The sequence below is a fragment of the Amycolatopsis sp. NPDC021455 genome, assembly GCF_040640995.1.
In the GTDB taxonomy this organism is placed as follows: Bacteria; Actinomycetota; Actinomycetes; order Mycobacteriales; family Pseudonocardiaceae; genus Amycolatopsis.
The window spans coordinates 25,106-42,812 of record NZ_JBFACT010000022.1; the positions used below are offsets into that span (position 1 = coordinate 25,106).

Here is a 17,707-nt window from a genome sequence, read left to right on the forward strand (position 1 = left end):
GCCGGAGCATGCCTGCGCTACGGGATCTTCTCGACCGCTTCCGCCCGGCTGGCACGCCCGGCGCGGCGGCCCGGCCCGGGGTGCCCGCCGATCGGCGCACCGAGGCGGCGGCCGAGCTCGCGCCGGTGCTCGCCGCACTCGATGACGCCCAGGCCAGAGCGGCCGAAATCCGGCGCGAAGCCACGGAAGAGGCGTCGCGCCGCCGCCGGGAAGCCGCCGCGCGGGCCGAGACGATCGTGGCCCAGGCCCGGATGGACGCGGCGTCCACGCGGGCCGACTCCGCCCTGCGGGTACGCCGCGAAGGCGCGGCGGAGGCGACCGCCATGACCGAAACCGCGGCCGCCGGAACCGATCGGATCCGTGCCCGGATCGCCGCACGGATGCCGGATCACGTCGAGCGAGTGCTCACCGAAGCGCGGTCGATCCTGGACGATCTGGGCCACCAGGACCGGGCAGGTGCACCGTGACGGCCGAGTGGGTCGCCGGCACGGTCCGCGCCCGGGCCCTGCTGAACCGGCGGCTCGGGGCGGCGGCGCTGCGTGACCTCGCCGCGGCACCGTCACTGGCCGAGGCGTTGCCCGCGCTGGCGGACAGTCCTTACCACCGCTACGTCCGCACGGACCAGACGCTGTCCGAGGCCCAACGCGGCATCGGGAACGGCCTGCTGTGGCAGCTGCGGGTGCTGGCCGGCTGGCAGCCACGGCCGGGCGCCGAAGCCGTCCGGCTGCTGGCGGGCTGGTTCGAAGCCGACAACATCGCTCAGCACGCTCGCCGGCTCGCCGGCTTCGAAGCCCCTGCGCCCTACCGGCTCGGCGGGCTCGCCGGCGGATGGCCCCGGTTCGCCTCGACGACGTCGCCGGCCGAGCTGCGCGCCGGCCTCGCGCGATCGGCGTGGGGTGATCCGGGAGCCGATACCCCGTCGGCGATCGCAACCGGCGTCCAGCTCTCCTGGGCCCGGCGCGTGGCCGCCGGGGTGCCGGCCGCGGCGGAGTGGGCGAGCGGCGGGGCGGCTCTGCTGGTCGCCCGCACCCGCTTCCTGCTCGGCCGCAAGCTGACCGTCGAGACCGCCGCCCGGGCGGCGGAGGTGCTCGGCCGCGGCGCGACCGACGCCACCGACTTCACCGGATTCAGCCGGCAGCTGCCCGCCGCGGCCCGTTGGAGTCTCGCGGACATCGCCGATCCCGGCGACCTCTGGCGGCACTCGTCCAGGCGACCGGCCGGGAGCCCGCGAACGTGACGGTGACCTGGACGAGCGTGATGGGCGTCCGCTACCCGGGCGAGGTGCGCTGCGAGCTGCCCGAGCCCGGTCCGGCGGAGATCCTCGGCAACTCCGCGCTGCCGCACGCGCGAACCGCCTACCGCGAAGCCGCGCACGCCGCCGTGCTCCACGCGGCGAACCTCGCGGCGCTGGACGTCGTCGAGCGGGAGGTCGCCACCACCCGGGTCCGCGCCCGGGCTCTGCGCCGGCACTGGATCCCCCGGCTGGAGCGTGAGCTCCGGCGTGTGGAGCTCGAGCTCGAAGAGCTGGAGCGGGCGGACGGGGTGCAGCGCCGGTGGGCCGCCGCGGTCGCCCGGCCCGGGAGCCCGTCGTGATCGCGCGGGTGCTGCTGGCCGTGGACGACACACCGGCCGGGTTCGCCGCCGCCCGGGTGGCGATCGGCCTGGCCTCGGACATCGGCGCGACGGTACGGGCGGTGCACGTGCTGGCCGACCACGAGCTCAGCGCTCTGCTCGGGACCGGAACCGTCTGCGAACGGCGTGCACTCGCGGGCAGCCACGTGCTCCACCACGTCGCGGAACTCGCCCTCGCGGCACGGGTGTCCTGCGAGCCGTTGATGGCCGAAGGCGACCCGGTGCCGGCGATCCTGGCGCAGGCCGGTGCCTGGCCCGCGGACCTGGTCGTGCTGGGCCGGTCGACGCGGCCCGGCCCCGGGCGGCCCTCGCTCAGCACCACCGTGCGGCACCTGCTCGAGCTCGCCGATCGCCCGGTGCTCGTCGTCCCGGCCGGACCCGGCCACAGCGAGTCCACTGTGGACTTACGAAGACCGGTGTGAGGACCAAAGTCATTGCTTCCGGCGTCCACCGGCCCTTCCGCCGGTGAGCTGCCCGAGGCAGGGTCGGAAGCCCACCCGGCCGGTACCGGAGGTGCTCATGCGATTCGCCGACCGATCCGACGCGGGGCGCCGCCTGGCCCGCCGGCTCGGCCCCTTCCGCTCCGAAGACGTCGTGGTCGCCGGACTGCCGCGAGGCGGCGTCCCGGTCGCCTTCGCGGTGGCCCAAGCCCTGCACGCGCCCCTCGACGTGATCGTCGTGCGCAAACTGGGACTCCCCCGGCAGCCCGAGTTCGCCCTCGGCGCGATCGGCGAGGACGACGTCCGCGTCCTCGACGAGGACCTGGTCGACCGCACCGGTGTGACCGCGGCCCAGCTCGCGGCGGTCGACGACCGGGAGCGCGTCGAGCTGAACCGCCGCGTCACGCGGTACCGGACCGGGCGGAACCGGATTTCCCTGCGCGGCCGGTCGGTGATCGTCGTCGACGACGGGATCGCGACCGGTGCCACCGCCCGGGCGGCCTGCCGGGTCGCCCGCGCACAGGGCGCGTCCCGGGTGGTCCTGGCCGTTCCGGTGTGCGCACCGTCGGCCATCACGTCCCTGGCCGCCGATGTCGACGAAGTGGTCTGCCTGCAAGCTCCCCGCGGTTTCCGCTCGGTCGGCCAGTGGTACCGGGACTTCCGGCCGACCTCCGACGACCAGGTCGCCGACCTGCTGCAGCGAGCCGCCGCAGAGGTCCCCGCACCCGCCGACGGGGACATCACCTTGCCCTTGAGCCGGGCCTCGCTCCCGGGGATCTTGACCGTCCCGGCGGACGCGACCGGGATCGTGGTGTTCGCGCACGGCAGCGGCAGCAGCCGGCGCAGCCCACGCAACCGCCACGTCGCCGCGGTCCTCAACCGGGCCGGCCTCGCCACCCTGCTGTTCGACCTGTTGACCGGTCCCGAAGCGGATGACCGGGCGCGGATCTTCGACATCCCGCTGCTCGCCGGCCGGCTCGTCGAGGTCACGCACTGGCTCGGCACCCGGCCCGACACGGCGGAACTGCCGGTCGGGTACTTCGGCGCGAGCACCGGCGCCGCGGCCGCCCTGCTTGCCGCCGCCGACCCGAGCGTCGACGTCCGCGCGATCGTCTCCCGCGGCGGACGGCCCGATCTCGCCGGCCCAGCTTTGCCCCGGGTGCAAAGCCCGACACTGCTGATCGTCGGCGGCGCGGACGCCGACGTCCTCGACCTCAGCCGGCGTGCCCGCACGGCCATGCGCGGGGAGACCCGACTGGCCGTCGTTCCCGGCGCCGGTCACCTGTTCGAAGAGCCCGGCGCGCTCGACGAGGTCACCGCCCTGACCCGGCGGTGGTTCGTCACGCACCTCGCCGCCGCCGCGCGCCGGACGGCAACCGGGCCGCGCACCCGCACGCCCCGAACCGGAGGCGTTCCCTGAGCGGTCATGATCACCCTCGACAACGAGGGCTTCGACCAGCTCGTCGTCGCACCGGCCTTTGTGGACCGCCCGACGGCGATCGCCGTCGGGCGGCACCTGCCGGGACGGCCACGGCGCAACACCTGCCGGAAATCGCCACCGAGCTCGGCAAGGGCGAGCCGCTGTGACCGCTCCCACGTGTCCAGTGGCCCGCCGACCGAGGACCTTCGGCTCTCCACCACAACCACGCGACCGCGTTTCCTGGCCGGGTGCCGCGTCGTGCCGACCGGCGCTCAGTGGTCAGCCGACGCGGGGATGGTCACTCGTGCGGCTTGGTTCGAGGCAAGGAGAGGCTCATGCAGTACACGCCACCGGGACGGCCGGACAGCATCGTCACCGTCGAGCCGCGATACGAGAACTTCATCGGGGGCAAGTGGCTCGCCCCGGCAGGCGGGCAGTACCGGGTGGACCGGTCACCGGCCACCGCGGAGCCGATCACCGAGGTCGCGCAGTCGACGGCGGAGGACGTCGAGTCCGCACTGGACGCCGCGCACGACGTGAAGGACGCGTGGGGCGGGCAGTCGGCGACCGAACGCGCCGCGGTGCTGACCGCGATCGCCGACGCGGTCGAGGACAACGCCGAGATGCTGGCGGTCGCGGAAAGCTGGGAAAACGGCAAACCGGTCCGGGAAACCCTCAACGCCGACGTTCCGCTGGTGGCCGACCACTTCCGGTACTTCGCCGCTGCCGCGCGGTCCGAGGAAGGCCGGTCCACCGAGATCGACGAGGACCTGGTCGCCTACCACTTCCGCGAACCGCTCGGCGTCGTCGGGCAGATCATCCCGTTCAACTTCCCGCTGCTGATGGCGGCGTGGAAGCTCGCACCCGCGCTGGCCGCCGGGAACTGCTCGGTGCTCAAGCCGGCCTCGCCGACCCCGTGGTCGATCCTCAAGCTGATGGAAGTGATCCAGGACGTCGTCCCGCCCGGCGTGATCAACGTGGTCAACGGTCAGGGTGGCGAGATCGGACGCGCCTTGGCCACCAGCCCGCGCATCGCGAAGATCGGGTTCACCGGCGAGACCGTCACCGGCCGGTTGATCATGCAGTACGCCGCCCAGAACCTGATTCCGTCCACGGTGGAACTGGGCGGGAAGTCGCCGAACATCTTCTTCTCCGACGTCATGGCCCACGACGACGAATTCCTGGACAAGGCCGTCGAAGGGCTGGTGCTGTACGCGTTCAACAAGGGCGAGGTGTGCACCTGCCCGTCGCGGGCCCTGATCCAGGCCGACATCTACGACGAGTTCATCGCCCATGCGCTGGAGCGGATCGCGGCGATCAAGCAGGGCAACCCGCTCGACACCGGCACCCAGGTCGGCGCCCAGGTTTCCGCCCAGCAGCTGGAGAAGATCACCTCCTACGTGAAGATCGGCCGCGACGAAGGCGCCGATGTCCTCATCGGCGGGCAGCGCGCCGCGATCGGCGGCGAGTTCGAGAAGGGCTACTACTTCCAGCCCACTGTCCTCAAGGGACACAACAAGATGCGGGTCTTCCAGGAGGAGATCTTCGGGCCGGTGCTCGCGGTCACCACGTTCACCGACGAAGCCGACGCGCTGGCGATCGCCAACGACACGCTCTACGGCCTCGGCGCCGGCGTGTGGACCCGCGACGGCAACCGGGCCTACCGGATGGGGCGCGGCATCAAGGCCGGTCGCGTGTGGACCAACTGCTACCACCAGTACCCGGCCGGTGCGGCGTTCGGCGGTTACAAGATCTCCGGGATCGGGCGGGAGAACCACCGGATGATGCTGGACCACTACAGCCAGACCAAGAACCTCCTGGTCAGCTACGACACCAAACCACTCGGCCTGTTCTGAGCGGGAGCATTCGATGACCACGCCCCCCACCGAGCGGGTCACCGCCACGCCGGCGGCGCGCGACGCGATCTCCGCGTTGCGCGCCGCCGGCGGCCCGGTGATGTTCGTCCAGTCCGGCGGCTGCTGCGGAGGCAGCGTCCCGATGTGCTTCCCGGCCGGGGAGTTCCTCGTCGGCGGTACCGACCTGCTGCTCGGCGAGGTCGACGGCGCCGCCTTCTACATCGATACCCGGCTGGACGAGGCTTGGGGTCACGGCAGGTACGTCCTGGACGTCGAGGACGGCGAACCCGAAGGCCTCTCCCTGCCCGCCGGCCCCCACCGCCATTTCGTGACCCACGTCCACCTCGAACAAGGCGTCTCGTAGGCCGCGGTCGTGACCGGCGGCCTGGACGTGTCCGCAGTGGATCACCCCGCCCGGCGATCTCTGCCGCAGGTCCCCTGAACCAGGGGCCTTGTTCCCTACGGTCCGGCAGTGCCGTGCGCGAGAGTGGCCAGGTAGGCGCGAGGAGGTCGCGATGAAACTGGTAAGGAGCTGGATCGGGCTCGTTCTGCTGGCACTCGGGGTGTTCGGGATCCTCGATGCCGCCGGGGTCACGGGCTTCGACGTCACTGCCGGACGGTGGTGGCCGGTCGCCGTCATCGGGCTCGGCCTGGCCGTGCTCTGGTCGCAGCGGCGGCTGACGTTCGTCCCGGCCGTCATCGCCGTCGTCGGCATCGCGCTGCTGGCCGGGCAGCTGCAGTGGACCGACAAGGACTTGTTCTGGCCCGCCATGCTGCTCGTCACCGGCGTAGCGGTACTCGCCGGGCTCTGGCGCCGGCCCGCGCCACCGCGCGGTGAATCGATGGTCGTGTTCGGCGGCGCCAAGGCGGTCGACCGGTCGGCGCACCTCAAGCACGCCGACGTCTCGGCCATCTTCGGCGGCTCCACCCTCGACCTGCGCCAGGCCCACATCGACGACGAAGCCACCATCGACGCCTTCGCTCTCTTCGGCGGGGTCGACGTGCTGGTACCGAAGGAATGGCGGGTCGAGCTCGGCGGCCTGCCCATCCTCGGCGGCTACGAAGACAAGACCACCGGCGACGGCTCGCTCGCACCGGACGCGCCACTGCTGAAGGTCAACGCCACCGCCGTCTTCGGCGGGGTCAAGGTCGCCAACGAACCGAGCTGACCCGCGCCGCGAGCACCGCCGACGATGTCCTCGCCGGCGGTGACGTTGGTCCCTTGCGCCGTGCGTGGCCTGATACCGAGGCTTGCCGGATGACAGTCGTAGGCAAGTTCACGGGTGTGGCCGGTCTGGCGTCCACGGCAGCTGTGGTCTACGCGGCCTGGGTGCGTCCTCGGCTGATGCGCTGGGGTGCGACCGATGCGGAGGTCGCCGGACCGTATCCCGGTGCCGGCGTGATCCCAGACGGCAAACGGGGAGCGACGATGGCGGTCACGATCGAAGCCCCGCCGGACGCGGTGTGGCCGTGGCTCGTCCAGCTGGGCGGGGACCGCGCTGGCTGGTACTCCTGGGACCGGCTCGACAATGCCGGCCGCCCGAGTGCCCGGGAAGTCCATCCCGAGTGGCAGGCCCTCGGCCTCGGCGACAGCGTGAAGTACTGGACACGCCGCCATGGCCCGGTGGACGCCTTGGACGTCGCGGCGCTCGAACCGAACCGGTTCCTGGGACTGCGCGGTTCGAGTGATCTGCGAGGCCGCCGGCTCGATCCGGCGCAGCCGCGGCCGGCGGCCTACACCGAAGGACTCTGGGGCTTCCTGCTGAACGAGTTGCCCGACAGGCGCACGCGCCTGGTCATCGGCGGTTACGAGGTCTTCCGCCCGCGGTGGTTCGGAGCCGTCGCCTTCTGGTTCGCCCCCTTGGTCGTCTGGATCATGCAGGCGAGGATGCTGGTGACGATCAAGCGGAACGTCGAACGAGCAGCTGTCGTGCCGAGTTCAGGAGGCGCGGACCTCAGGGAGCCGGCGGACTCGGATGGCGGTTGACGAGGACGACGATCCGGGCCTGGGGCCGTGTCAGGCGGGTTCGGGCGGTGGACGGTCACCCCGGACCCGGGCCAGCACCGACCCCGCCCATCGCCGGATGACGTCGCCGTCACGCAGATCCCGGCGGACGCGGTCACCGCGCCTCGGCGGATCGACACCGCCGAACACGGTGACCGCGAGCGGGCTGAGCCATGCTCGTTTGGCCAAGGCCCGGTCGAGCTGGCGACGGGAATGCCGCCAGGCGGCCTCGTCGTCGGTGCGCGGCCCCATCCCGAACACCGCGATCGGCACGGTTCCGAGCTCACGCCGATGCCGCTTGAGAAACCGGTGCGCATCACGGTGCCAGCGACCCGAATACAGTGCCCCACCGAGAATGACCAGATCCCAGTCCCGCAGCGGCTCCGGTACCTGCGCGGCCGGGCGCGACTGGGCCGTCACGTCGTCCCGGCTCAGTGCGGTGACGATCGTGTTCGCGACCTGCTGCGTGGAACCGTGTTTCGTGGCGAAGACCACCAGGACGTTGGTCACAGCATTCACCTCGCAGAGTTCGGCTTTGCCGGTCCGGCGACGCTCGGGGATCACCTTCGCGCGCGAGTCCCCCTCAGGGCTCGAGGCATTCGGGGATGGAGTCCACGGCCCCGTCCGGGCGTTCGGTGTGACCGGCCGGGTCGTAGATCTTGACCCAGCGCACCGACGGGAACTGCTTCAGCGTCCGCATGATCTCCTCGGCGATGCTGAAGGTCGAACCGTGGCTCGAGCAGCCGCCGGTGAGCCGGACCCGCGCGATCGAGTCGCTGATCGTCAGGCCGGTGAAGCCGGTGGCGTCCGAGCTGACGAACGCCAGCCGCCGGCCCAGCTCGGTTTCGGTGGGCCCGGCGAACAGCCGTTGCAGGGCGCCATACGCGGTCGCGGGCGGGATCACCGGCCGGGCCACCGCACGCGTGTAAGGCTCGGTGCCGGCTTCGAACCTGGCGACGTCGAGGAAGTACGCCTGGACGGCAACCGTCCGGAACGGGGTGTCGATGTCGATCACGACGCGGCTCGGGTCGCGCAGGACCGACAGCCGCACCGGCGACTGGCGGGCGACCCCGATGCCGAAGTTCAACACTCCTTCGAAATCACCGGCGCTGACGACCTGAATGACGTTCGGCAGCGCATACGTGCGCCGCGGGGCGCCGTAGGTGGTGTTTCCGCTGTCGTCGTGGCCGGCGGCGAAGGCCATGCGGACATTCAAGAAGGCGCCGCCGACCACCGGAACCGGGTTGCCGGACGGGTCACCGATCACTTCCGGCACGAAGCGGACCTCCCGCTCGGCCGGGAGCGGACCGTCGAATTCGAAGACCACGCGGTCGTAGTCGGTGTGGTGGGCAGCGCGGATGGCCACGAGGGTGGCCTGGTTCTGGGTCGCGGATCGCGAGCCGGGGGCACCGGCCGCGGGCTGGGCGAAGGCCAGCAGGCCACACGACAGGGCTGCCGGGACGGCGAACACGGGTAGCAAGCGCATCGGATCTCCCCAGAACGGACGAAGAGCCTCGGACAGGTCTTGCTGTCACACCATCGTGACCGGCGCCGCGTCGACGGGACAGGGCACAAAGTCCCTCGGGCATGGGGCAAACGACGATTCCGGCAGATCCCGTCGGCGAGCCGGCGAACGGCTTACCGGCGCCTGGAGCGGATCGGGCCGGGCTCCCAGCGGAACGTCAGGGCGATGACCACGATCGCCGCGATACTCCACCCGCCCACGGTCAGCATCGCCGAGGTCGACATCGGCCACGACTGCGTCGTGGGCAGGAACGCGGCTTCCATGGCCCGCGTGACCGGAGCCACGGGTAGCGCGGAAGCGAGATCGTGGAGCCACTGCGGGGCGTGGGCCGAGGAGAAGAACACGTCGGAGATGAACGCCAGCGGCAGCATCGTGCCGTAAGCGACCGGCAGGGCGGTCTCACTCTTGGGCACCGCCGCGACCACGGCCAGCCCGAGCAGGAAGAAGCAGACCACGCCGAGGCAGCCGACACCGGCCAGGTATCCGATCGTCCGCGCCGTGACGGTCACGTGGAAGGCGGTGACGGCCAGCGTCACGATCACGGTCACCGCCACCGCGGAGGTCACGAACGCGCTCCCCAGCCGCCCGACCAGGTAGCACCACACGGGCAGCGGCGTACCGCGCAGCCGTTTGAGCACACCTTCCTCGCGGGCCAGAACCACCCCGGTGATGGTGTTGACGTAGCACGTGTTGAGCAGGCTGAACGCGGCCACGGCAGGCGCCAGGAACTGCGCGTAGTGCAGACCTGCCGGCATCGCGGTCGCGGCATCCGGAGTGAGCAGGTCCAGGCAAACCAGCAACAGCAGGGGAATGACGAGGGCGATGAAGAACCCCAGCGGGCTGCGCACCAGGAGCAGCAGCTGGTACCTGATCTGACCGAGGGCCAGCAGAGCGGACGTCTTGGGCCGGGCGTGTTCGTCAACGCGCATCGCTGCCTCCGGGCTGAGTGGTCGCGTCGTCGGTGAGTTGCAGGTACACGTCCTCGAGGGACGGCCGGGTGACGGTAAGACCGCCCAGGTTCCGATCCCGTTCCACGGCCCAGGAGGTGAGGGTGAGCAGCGCCTCGGTGGGCCGGTCGGTGTGGAGCACCAGCCGGTCGCCGTACTGCTCGGGTGGTCGCCACGGCCCGTCCGGCAACGCCGTCGCGTCCCAGGGCCGGAAGCTGATCACGGTGTCGGCGACGTCACGCCGGCCGAGGGTGCTGGGCGTCGATTCGGCGATCAGCCGTCCGTTGCTCAGCACACCGACCCGGTCGGCAAGCCGTTGCACCTCGTCGAGGTAGTGCGAGGTCAGCAGAACCGTCGTACCGTCGCCGCGCAGCTCGTCGATCATGTCCCACGCGCTGCGCCGGGCCGCGGGGTCGAACCCGGTGGTCGGCTCGTCGAGGAAGACCAGTTCCGGATCGCCGACGAGGGCCAGTGCCAGATCCAGCCGGCGCAGCTGACCGCCCGACAGCGTCCGTGCCCGGGCCCTGCGCTTGTCGGCCAGCCCGACGCGGTCGATCGTGCCGGCGACGTCCTTCGGGTGGGCGTAGAGACTCCCGTAGAACCTGACCAGCTCGTCGACGGTCAGCTCGCCGTCCAGACCACCGGACTGCAGCACGATCCCGACCCGCTCGCGCCACCGGCGGCCACCGTGCGCCGGGTCGGCACCCAGCACCCGTACCGATCCCGCGGTGCGGCGGCGATGTCCCTCCAGGATCTCCACGGTGGTGGTCTTGCCGGCCCCGTTCGGGCCGAGCAACGCGTAGATCTCGCCACTTCGCACGTGGAAACTCAGGTCGTCGACAGCACGCTGGCGGCCGTAGTCCATGCGCAGGTGCTCGACCACGATCGCCGGGTCAGCCTGTCTTCGTGTGGTGTTCACCGTTTCGGCCCTCGTCTCTTCCCAGGTCATCTGTCGCGCGCGGCGGCTTCCGGTGTGGGGGCGGTGCCGCCGAGGTGGGCCGGCAGCCAGAAGGGGTGCTCACCGGGTTCCGGCGCCTCGGGGTAGTCGCGTTGGGCCGCGTCGAGCAGCGCCGACATCCTGGCGCGAAGGTCGGCGGTGAGCACCTCGGTATCGTTCCGCAGGGACGGCCGGAACGGTTCGCCGACGCGGACCAGGATCGGGGTGTGGCGCCGGGTGAGGTCACGCGGCCGGCCTTTGGTCCAGAGCCGTTGGCTGCCCCAGACGGTCATCGGGACGACCGGCACGCCGGCCTCGGCGGCCATCCGCACTGCACCGGTCTTGATCGGTTCGACGGTGAAGGACCGGCTGATGGTGGCCTCGGGAAACACCCCCACCACCTCGCCGGCCTGCAGCGCGGCGACCGCCTCGCGGTAGGAGGCCCGACCGGCCGAGCGGTCCACCGGGATGTGCCGCATGCCCCGCATCAGCGGACCCCCGATCCGGTGGGCGAAGACCTGCTGCTTGGCCATGAACCGGGTCCTGCGCCCGGCCGGCAGGGCCGCGAAACCGCAGAAGACGAAGTCCAGGTAACTGACGTGCGTGCAGGCGAGCACCGCTCCTCCGGTGGCCGGGATGTGTTCGGTTCCCCGCAGGTCCAGCCGCACGTCGAGGATCCGGAAGAGGGTCCGGCATGCCGCGATCACCAGGGGGTAGACGAGTTCCACCTCGTGCCTCATTTCACGCTGTTCCGCTTCCGCCACCACCGCCAGCCTGCCGGGCCGGAGCGAGTGCGGTCAGGGACCAAGGTCACGGCGGAGCGGTCCGGAAGACCTTCTCTGTGCCGGATCGTTCCGATGGCGCGCAGCGGCGAACCAAGTGATCGGCGAAGACGGAAGTCCCGTGTCCGGGAACCGTTCGGCCCTCCCGGAGCCGGGAGATCTTCGTCAGGGTGAAACCGGATGACCAGCGCTGGGGGCTGTCCGCGGTCAGCCCCGGGGCTGTCAGGGAGGAGACCGAACGTGAGTACCGACGATTCCGGCGCGCCTCGGATCATCCAGGGTGGCATGGGGGTGGCGATTTCGTCTTGGCCGCTGGCCAAAGCGGTGTCCCGGACCGGCCAGCTGGGGGTCGTCTCCGGCACCGCGCTCGAGATCGTGTGCGCGCGGCGGCTGCAACAAGGCGATCCCGGCGGCCACGTCCGCCGCGCGCTGGCGCACCTCCCCCTGCCAGGAGCCGCCGAACGGATACTGCGCACCTACTACGTCGAGACCGGCAAAACCCCGCGGGCCGGGTACCGCCCGGTGCCGCGGTTCACCCTGAACCCGGCGACCGCGCTGCGGGAACTCACCATCGCCGCGAACTTCGTCGAAGTGTTCCTGGCCAAGGAAAACCACGACGGACCGGTCGGGATCAACTACCTGCGCAAGATCGAACTACCGATCCCCTTCGCCTGCTACGGCGCCATGCTGGCCGGCGTCGATCACGTCCTGATGGGCGCCGGCAACCCCGCCGACCTCCCCCTCCTCCTGGACCGCCTCGCCCGCCACGAACCCGTTACCCTGCCGATCCGGGTCCAAGGCGCCACCTCCGCCGACGGCGACTTCGCCGTCCACTTCGACCCGCGTGACCTCGCCATCGACGACCGGCCGATGCTGCGCCGACCACGCTTCGACGCGATCGTCGCCTCCGTCGACCTCGCCACCGCACTCGCCGCCGACCCCGCCACCCGCCCGGACGGCTTCGTCGTCGAGGGCCACACCGCCGGCGGGCACAACGCGCCGCCCCGTGGACCACGCCGACTCGACCCGCAGGGGCAACCGCGCTACGACGACCGGGACATCGTGGAACCACGCGAGATGGCCGGCGTTGGCCTGCCATTCTGGATGGCAGGCTCCTACGGCACTCCGTCCGGCCTCGCCCGCGCGGTAGCCGACGGAGCGGCCGGTGTGCAGGTCGGCACCGCGTTCGCCCTGTGCCGCGAATCGGGCATGGCCGACGAGTACAAGGACCGCCTGCTCGACCAGGCAGCCCGCGGACAGTTCGACGTCCGCACCGACGCCCGCGTCTCCCCCACCGGCTTCCCGTTCAAAGTCGCCCAGCTGGCCGGTACCCTCTCCGACGAACAGGTCTACGCCGACCGGCAACGTGTCTGCGACCTCGGCGTGCTGCGCTCCGCCTACCGCAAACCCGACGGCACCATCGGCTACCGGTGCCCGTCCGAACCCACGGCGGTCTACCAACGACACGGCGGACGACCAGCCAACACCGTCGGCCGGCGCTGCCTCTGCAACGCACTACTGGCCACCGCCGGCTTCCCCCAGCAACGTCCCGACGGCCACACCGAACCCGCGATCGTCACCACCGGCCTCGACTACACCGCAGTCCGCGACCTCCTCGCGCACCTGCCCGCCGGCGAACACACCTACACCGCCCAGGACGTCGTCACCTACCTGCTCGGCGGCTGACAACAGGGATCTGTCTAACGCCAACTCGTGGGCGGCGGGGGGCTGGGGTGGCGCAGTGGGTGGCGTCGTCAACCTGAGCGGGTAGAGATCGCGTTCGAGGCCCGCGTGGCGGCGGCCCACCAGCGGCCAGGCCTCACCGATGTTTCCGTCAGCTCTCGTGCTCGGTCACTTGGTAGCGCAACAGCACTCGATCGCGGGAGCGTCGCTCGACCCCGAGCAGCCGCACCGGCGTCGGCGATGCGTCCGGTGGCAGGTCGGTGGCCGTGAACAGGGCCGGAGTGGTCGTTCCGCCGACAGCGATCGGGACGACCTCGACTTCGATCTCGTCCAGCAGCCCGGCCCGCAGCAACGCCCCGTTCAGGTGCCCGCCGCCGGTGGAAACCACGGTCTGGACTGCGAGCCGGTCACGAAGCTCCTTCAGGGCCGCCTCCAGGTCAACGCGTCGATCACCGACCAGCAGGTAAGGAATGCCCTCGCGCCGGAGGAACGACAGGTACGCCGGCGGCGTCGTCGCCGCGACGAGTACGAGCAGGTGCCATCCCTCCCAGTCCGGGCCCGGAAACTGCTTGTAGGCCCAGCGAACCCGGCCACGGCTGTCCGGCACGACCAGCCACCCGTTGCTCGCCAGTGCCGTGATGTGGTCCGGCAGGTAATGCCGCCGCAACGCCTCCTCCGACTCCGTCGGTGGCGGGAACTCCGCGACCGGCTGATCCTCAGTGACGAACGACCCGCTGCCCTCCAAAATGACCTGGGGGTCATGGCGACGCTTGACGTCGGCGTACCCGGACCCGCTGTAGACCGGCCAGCGCTCATCGGTCATCAGCAGCACGCCCGGCGACAACGTGACCCGCCCGTCCACCGAACTCGAATTGTGCGCGATGACACGCGGTCGTGCCGATCGGTCTCGAATTCTGTCGCCTGCGTCGGACATTCCGTCAGTCATGAGCTCATCCTGGCACGCGCCACCGACAGTTTCTGTGGGCGATGCCGCACCGGGTCCAGGTAGCTCTGGCGCCGTCGATGAGGTCGGGCCGGTATTGGATGCGCTGAACCGGGTCGTCACGTTGGCCGCCAGGCGGTCGACGCCGTGGGCGGCGAGGTTGCCCGTCTCCCGGATGTTTGCCCCGGGACGTGGGGGCCGTAAGTCACCTGGACCGAGGACTTTCGCCAGGACGTCCGGGTCACGGTCCCCTAAGAGGCCGACGGCGTCGCGGACATGCTGGGCCCATGACTGGCGAGACCGCGATCCGGGTCGAAGGGTTGACCAAGGCCTACGGCCGGACCGTGGCCCTGCGCGAGGTGAGCTTCGACCTGGAACCGGGCGAGGTGTTCGGCTACCTCGGCCCGAATGGGGCCGGGAAGACGACGACGCTGCGCCTGCTGATGGGCATGATCCGGCCGACCGCCGGAATCGCCGAGGTGCTCGGGAAGGATTCCTGGCGTGACCCCGTGGCGGTGCACCGGGTCGTCGGGTACGTGCCGGGCGACACGAGGCTGTACGACCGGCTGACCGGCCGTCAGCACGTGGACTACTTCGGGCACCTCCGTGGCGATCCGGGCGAGAAACGGGCGACTGCCCTGGCGGGACGGCTCGACCTGGACCTGGACCGGCCCACCCGGTCGCTGTCGAAGGGCAACCGGCAGAAGCTGGCAATCGTGCTGGCGCTGATGTCGGCACCCCGCGTGCTGATCCTCGACGAGCCGAGCGGCGGCCTCGATCCCCTGGTGCAGCACGAGTTCCACGCCCTGCTGCGCGAACACACCACCGCGGGCGGCAGCGTTCTGTTCTCCTCACACGTCCTCGCCGAGGTGCAGCGGATCGCCGACCGGATCGGCGTCCTGCGCGCGGGCCGGCTGGTCGCGGTGGACCGCGTCGACGAGCTGCGGGCGAAATCCCTGCACCACATCCGCGCCCGCTTCGCCGACGACGTCCCGGCCACCCCGTTCGACACCGTGCCCGGCGTGCGTGACGTCACCGTCGCCGACCGCGTCCTCACCTGCAGCGCACCCGAAACCGCCCTCGACGCGCTGGTGAAGCAGATCGCCCGGCACCGGCTGGTGGACTTCGAATGCGTCGAGGCCGATCTCGAAGAGACGTTCCTGACCTACTACGGCCCCGGGACCGGCGATGCTGCGTGACATCCTGCTCAAGACCCTGTACGACCAGCGCCGCGGGCTGCTCGCGTGGACGGTGAGCCTGCTGCTGCTCGTGGCCATGTACGTGGCACTCTGGCCCAGCATCCGCGACCAGCCGTCCATGGGCCAGTTCCTGGACAACATGCCCGAGGCGATGCGCGCACTGTTCGCCGCCTCCGGTGCGGACATGTCCACACCGACCGGGTACGTCCAGGTCGAACTGCTCTCGTTCATGGGGCCGATGCTGTTGCTGATCTACGCCATCACCACCGGCGCGGCGGGAATTGCCGGTGAAGAGGACCGGCACACCCTCGAGCTGCTCATGGCCAACCCGGTCAGCCGCACCCGGGTGGCGCTGGAGAAGCTCGGCGCGCTCGTCGCGGGCACGGTCCTTCTCGGCTCGGTCACCGGCCTCGCCCTGGTGCTCGAAGGCCGCCTGGCGGGCCTGACGCTGCCCGTCGGCAACGTCGCGGCCGCGATGCTGCACATGACGTTGCTGGCTCTGGTCTTCGGCGCGCTCGCCGCCGCGATCGGCGGCCTGACCGGGCACGGCACCGCCAGCCGCGCGATCCCGGCGGTCGTCGCCGTCATCGCCTACGTGCTCAACGGACTGGCCCCGGTCGTGTCCTGGCTGAAACCCCTCCAGAAGGTCTCCCCGTTCTACCAGTACATCGGCCACGACCCGCTCCGCACCGGCGTCTCCCTCACCGCGGTCGGCGTCGCCCTGCTCACCACCGCCGTCCTCGCCGTCGTCGCCGTGGCGGGGTTCCGAAGGCGCGACCTGGCCGTCTGACTCACAGCACGGTGGGCTCCTCGTTCCCGACCGCCCGGATGGCGCGCCGCACGGGCACGAACGACATCAGCACCAAGCCCGCGACGAAGAACACCACCAGCGAGATGATCGCGTACCGGTAGGAACCGGTCGCCTGCGCCATGCCTGCGAACAGCAGCGGCCCCAGCCACGACGTGGCCCGCTCGCCGACCTCGTAGACCGAGAAGTACTGCGCCTCCCGGCCCGGCGGGACCATTTGGCTGAACAACGACCGCGACAGCGCGTTCGTTCCGCCCAGCACCAGCCCGATCCCCGCTGCCAGCACCAGGTACTGCACCACCTGACCGGGCTGGACGAAGTACGCCGACGCGACCACGAGCACCCAGACGGCCAGGCTCAGCATGATCGTCTTCTTCGCACCCAGCCGCTTCGCGACCACCCCGTGCAGCATCCCACCGGCGAACGCGACGAACTGGACCACCAGGATCGTCGCGATCAGCACCGTGTCGGAGAACCGCAGCTGCTCACTGCCATACTGCGCGGAAACGTTGGCCACGGTGGAAATCCCGTCCGTGTACACCAGGTAGGTCCCGAGGAACGCCAGCGTGAGCGGGAACGCCTTCGCCGCCCGCAAGGTGCGGCCCAGCTCCCGGAACCCGGCGGTGACCACCCAGCCGCCGTCGCGGTGGCCCGGTGGCGCCGCGCGGCCGCGCAAGGCCCGCAACGGGATGATCGTGAACAACGCCCACCACAGCCCGGACGTCGCGAACGCGATCTGCGCCGAGTTGGCTGTGCTCAGCCCGACTGAGTCGTGGAAGACGTACACGGCCAGCTGCAGCGCCAGCGCCAGCCCGCCGCCCAGGTAGCCGAACGCCCAGCCGCGGGTGGACACGCCGTCCCGTTCGTCGGCCGTGGCGATCTCCGGCAGGAACGAATAGTAGATCACTACCGACGTCCCGTACCCGATGTTGCCGAGCACGAACAGCACCACCCCCAGCTGCCAGTCCGCCCCGGCGACGAACGCCATCGCCGTGGTCGCCGCGGCGCCGCCGAACGCGAAGGCGGCCAGCATCCGCCGTTTGGCGCGGGTGCGGTCGGCGATCGCGCCCATGATCGGCAGCACCAGGACCTGGATCACCGTCGCCACCGACAGCAGGTAGCCCCACAGGGAACCGGCCGGGAAGTGCAGCCCGAACACCCCGATCGCGCAGTCACGCAGCTTGTCCCGATTCCCCTCGGCGTCGGCCGGACAGGGGTCCGGGCCGTTGAGGGCGGTGTCGCGTCGCGCCGCCTCGGCGGCCACCGCGGTCAGGTAGAGCGCCCCGAACACCGTCGTGACCGACGTCGGGAACACGGAGTTGGCCCAGTCGTACCACACCCAGCCCCGCTGCTCGCGCCGGCGGACCGCGTCCCGACCGGTCCCGTCCACAGTGGCCATCGCTCCTCCACGAGCTCGTGCGGGCTGCCCGAAGCATGAGTGGCCGGACGCGGACGGTATAGAGGACTTGTGGCTTGAAGATGGCGACTTTCGGCACCGGAGCGGTGCCGTACTCCTCTGTCCCGCAACAC

Annotated in this window: 19 protein-coding genes; 12 read left to right on the plus strand and 7 right to left on the minus strand. The window is 71.1% G+C overall.

The genetic code is table 11. The features are described from left to right. The first annotated feature begins 8 nt into the window (after positions 1–8). From AB0G28_RS24060 to AB0G28_RS24100, 9 genes are all read left to right on the plus strand, one after another. The gene (locus AB0G28_RS24060) at positions 9–467 is read left to right on the plus strand and encodes a hypothetical protein (RefSeq protein WP_361092872.1); all 459 of its coding nucleotides are present in this window, start codon (positions 9–11) and stop codon (positions 465–467) included. Continuing rightward, entirely contained in the window at positions 464–1,237 is a 774-nt protein-coding gene (locus AB0G28_RS24065; protein WP_361092875.1) for a hypothetical protein, read from the plus strand. The genes AB0G28_RS24060 and AB0G28_RS24065 overlap by 4 nt, the downstream gene beginning before the upstream one ends. Next, positions 1,234–1,593, plus strand: coding sequence for a V-type ATP synthase subunit D (locus AB0G28_RS24070; RefSeq protein WP_361092878.1), 360 nt, complete (start codon positions 1,234–1,236; stop codon positions 1,591–1,593). Before AB0G28_RS24065 ends, AB0G28_RS24070 begins: the two co-directional genes overlap by 4 nt. Continuing rightward, positions 1,590–2,054 (plus strand): universal stress protein, encoded by a 465-nt coding sequence (locus tag AB0G28_RS24075; RefSeq protein ID WP_361092882.1) that lies wholly within the window; start codon positions 1,590–1,592, stop codon positions 2,052–2,054. Before AB0G28_RS24070 ends, AB0G28_RS24075 begins: the two co-directional genes overlap by 4 nt. A gap of 97 nt (positions 2,055–2,151) precedes the next feature. Then, positions 2,152–3,492, plus strand: a complete 1,341-nt coding sequence (locus tag AB0G28_RS24080; protein WP_361092885.1) for a phosphoribosyltransferase — start codon at positions 2,152–2,154, stop codon at positions 3,490–3,492. Positions 3,493–3,827: 335 nt separating this feature from the next. Then, on the plus strand, positions 3,828–5,348 hold the full coding sequence (locus AB0G28_RS24085; protein WP_361092888.1) for an aldehyde dehydrogenase family protein: 1,521 nt from the start codon (positions 3,828–3,830) through the stop codon (positions 5,346–5,348). A 13-nt stretch (positions 5,349–5,361) separates the two neighbouring features. Further along, complete coding sequence (locus tag AB0G28_RS24090; RefSeq protein ID WP_361092891.1) at positions 5,362–5,712, plus strand: DUF779 domain-containing protein; 351 nt, start codon at positions 5,362–5,364, stop codon at positions 5,710–5,712. 151 nt (positions 5,713–5,863) lie between these two features. Beyond that, a complete protein-coding gene (locus AB0G28_RS24095) occupies positions 5,864–6,517 on the plus strand; it encodes a LiaF domain-containing protein (protein ID WP_361092894.1) in 654 nt (217 codons plus the stop codon). 260 nt (positions 6,518–6,777) lie between these two features. Continuing rightward, positions 6,778–7,335 carry a hypothetical protein gene (locus tag AB0G28_RS24100; protein ID WP_361092896.1) on the plus strand — a complete coding sequence of 186 codons (558 nt, stop codon included), beginning with the start codon at positions 6,778–6,780 and terminating at the stop codon, positions 7,333–7,335. 30 nt (positions 7,336–7,365) lie between these two features. Here the strand turns inward: AB0G28_RS24100 and AB0G28_RS24105 are convergent, their stop codons facing one another. The 5 genes from AB0G28_RS24105 to AB0G28_RS24125 form a co-directional block, all read right to left on the minus strand. Then, complete coding sequence (locus AB0G28_RS24105) at positions 7,366–7,863, minus strand: flavodoxin domain-containing protein (RefSeq protein ID WP_361092898.1); 498 nt, start codon at positions 7,861–7,863, stop codon at positions 7,366–7,368. 73 nt (positions 7,864–7,936) lie between these two features. Continuing rightward, positions 7,937–8,839: a GerMN domain-containing protein gene (locus AB0G28_RS24110; protein ID WP_361092900.1), complete on the minus strand. Its 903-nt coding sequence runs from the start codon at positions 8,837–8,839 to the stop codon at positions 7,937–7,939. A gap of 152 nt (positions 8,840–8,991) precedes the next feature. Continuing rightward, complete coding sequence (locus AB0G28_RS24115; protein WP_361092904.1) at positions 8,992–9,807, minus strand: ABC transporter permease; 816 nt, start codon at positions 9,805–9,807, stop codon at positions 8,992–8,994. Continuing rightward, positions 9,797–10,744, minus strand: a complete 948-nt coding sequence (locus AB0G28_RS24120) for an ABC transporter ATP-binding protein (RefSeq protein ID WP_361092907.1) — start codon at positions 10,742–10,744, stop codon at positions 9,797–9,799. The genes AB0G28_RS24115 and AB0G28_RS24120 overlap by 11 nt, the downstream gene beginning before the upstream one ends. 26 nt (positions 10,745–10,770) lie before the next feature. Next, the gene (locus AB0G28_RS24125; RefSeq protein ID WP_361092910.1) at positions 10,771–11,502 is read right to left on the minus strand and encodes a lysophospholipid acyltransferase family protein; all 732 of its coding nucleotides are present in this window, start codon (positions 11,500–11,502) and stop codon (positions 10,771–10,773) included. A 282-nt stretch (positions 11,503–11,784) separates the two neighbouring features. Between AB0G28_RS24125 and AB0G28_RS24130 the strand changes: the two genes are divergently transcribed. After that, complete coding sequence (locus tag AB0G28_RS24130; protein ID WP_361092913.1) at positions 11,785–13,230, plus strand: nitronate monooxygenase; 1,446 nt, start codon at positions 11,785–11,787, stop codon at positions 13,228–13,230. 148 nt (positions 13,231–13,378) lie between these two features. On the opposite strand, the gene AB0G28_RS24135 is transcribed toward AB0G28_RS24130, so the two are convergent. Continuing rightward, positions 13,379–14,173 (minus strand): RibD family protein, encoded by a 795-nt coding sequence (locus AB0G28_RS24135; protein WP_361093186.1) that lies wholly within the window; start codon positions 14,171–14,173, stop codon positions 13,379–13,381. Between the two features lie 284 nt (positions 14,174–14,457). Between AB0G28_RS24135 and AB0G28_RS24140 the strand changes: the two genes are divergently transcribed. Further along, a complete protein-coding gene (locus AB0G28_RS24140) occupies positions 14,458–15,369 on the plus strand; it encodes an ABC transporter ATP-binding protein (RefSeq protein ID WP_361092916.1) in 912 nt (303 codons plus the stop codon). Further along, positions 15,359–16,159: an ABC transporter permease subunit gene (locus AB0G28_RS24145; protein WP_361092919.1), complete on the plus strand. Its 801-nt coding sequence runs from the start codon at positions 15,359–15,361 to the stop codon at positions 16,157–16,159. Before AB0G28_RS24140 ends, AB0G28_RS24145 begins: the two co-directional genes overlap by 11 nt. Before the next feature lies 1 nt (position 16,160). Here AB0G28_RS24145 and AB0G28_RS24150 read toward each other — a convergent pair whose 3' ends face one another. Beyond that, complete coding sequence (locus tag AB0G28_RS24150) at positions 16,161–17,576, minus strand: MFS transporter (RefSeq protein WP_361092922.1); 1,416 nt, start codon at positions 17,574–17,576, stop codon at positions 16,161–16,163. Positions 17,577–17,707: the final 131 nt, after the last annotated feature.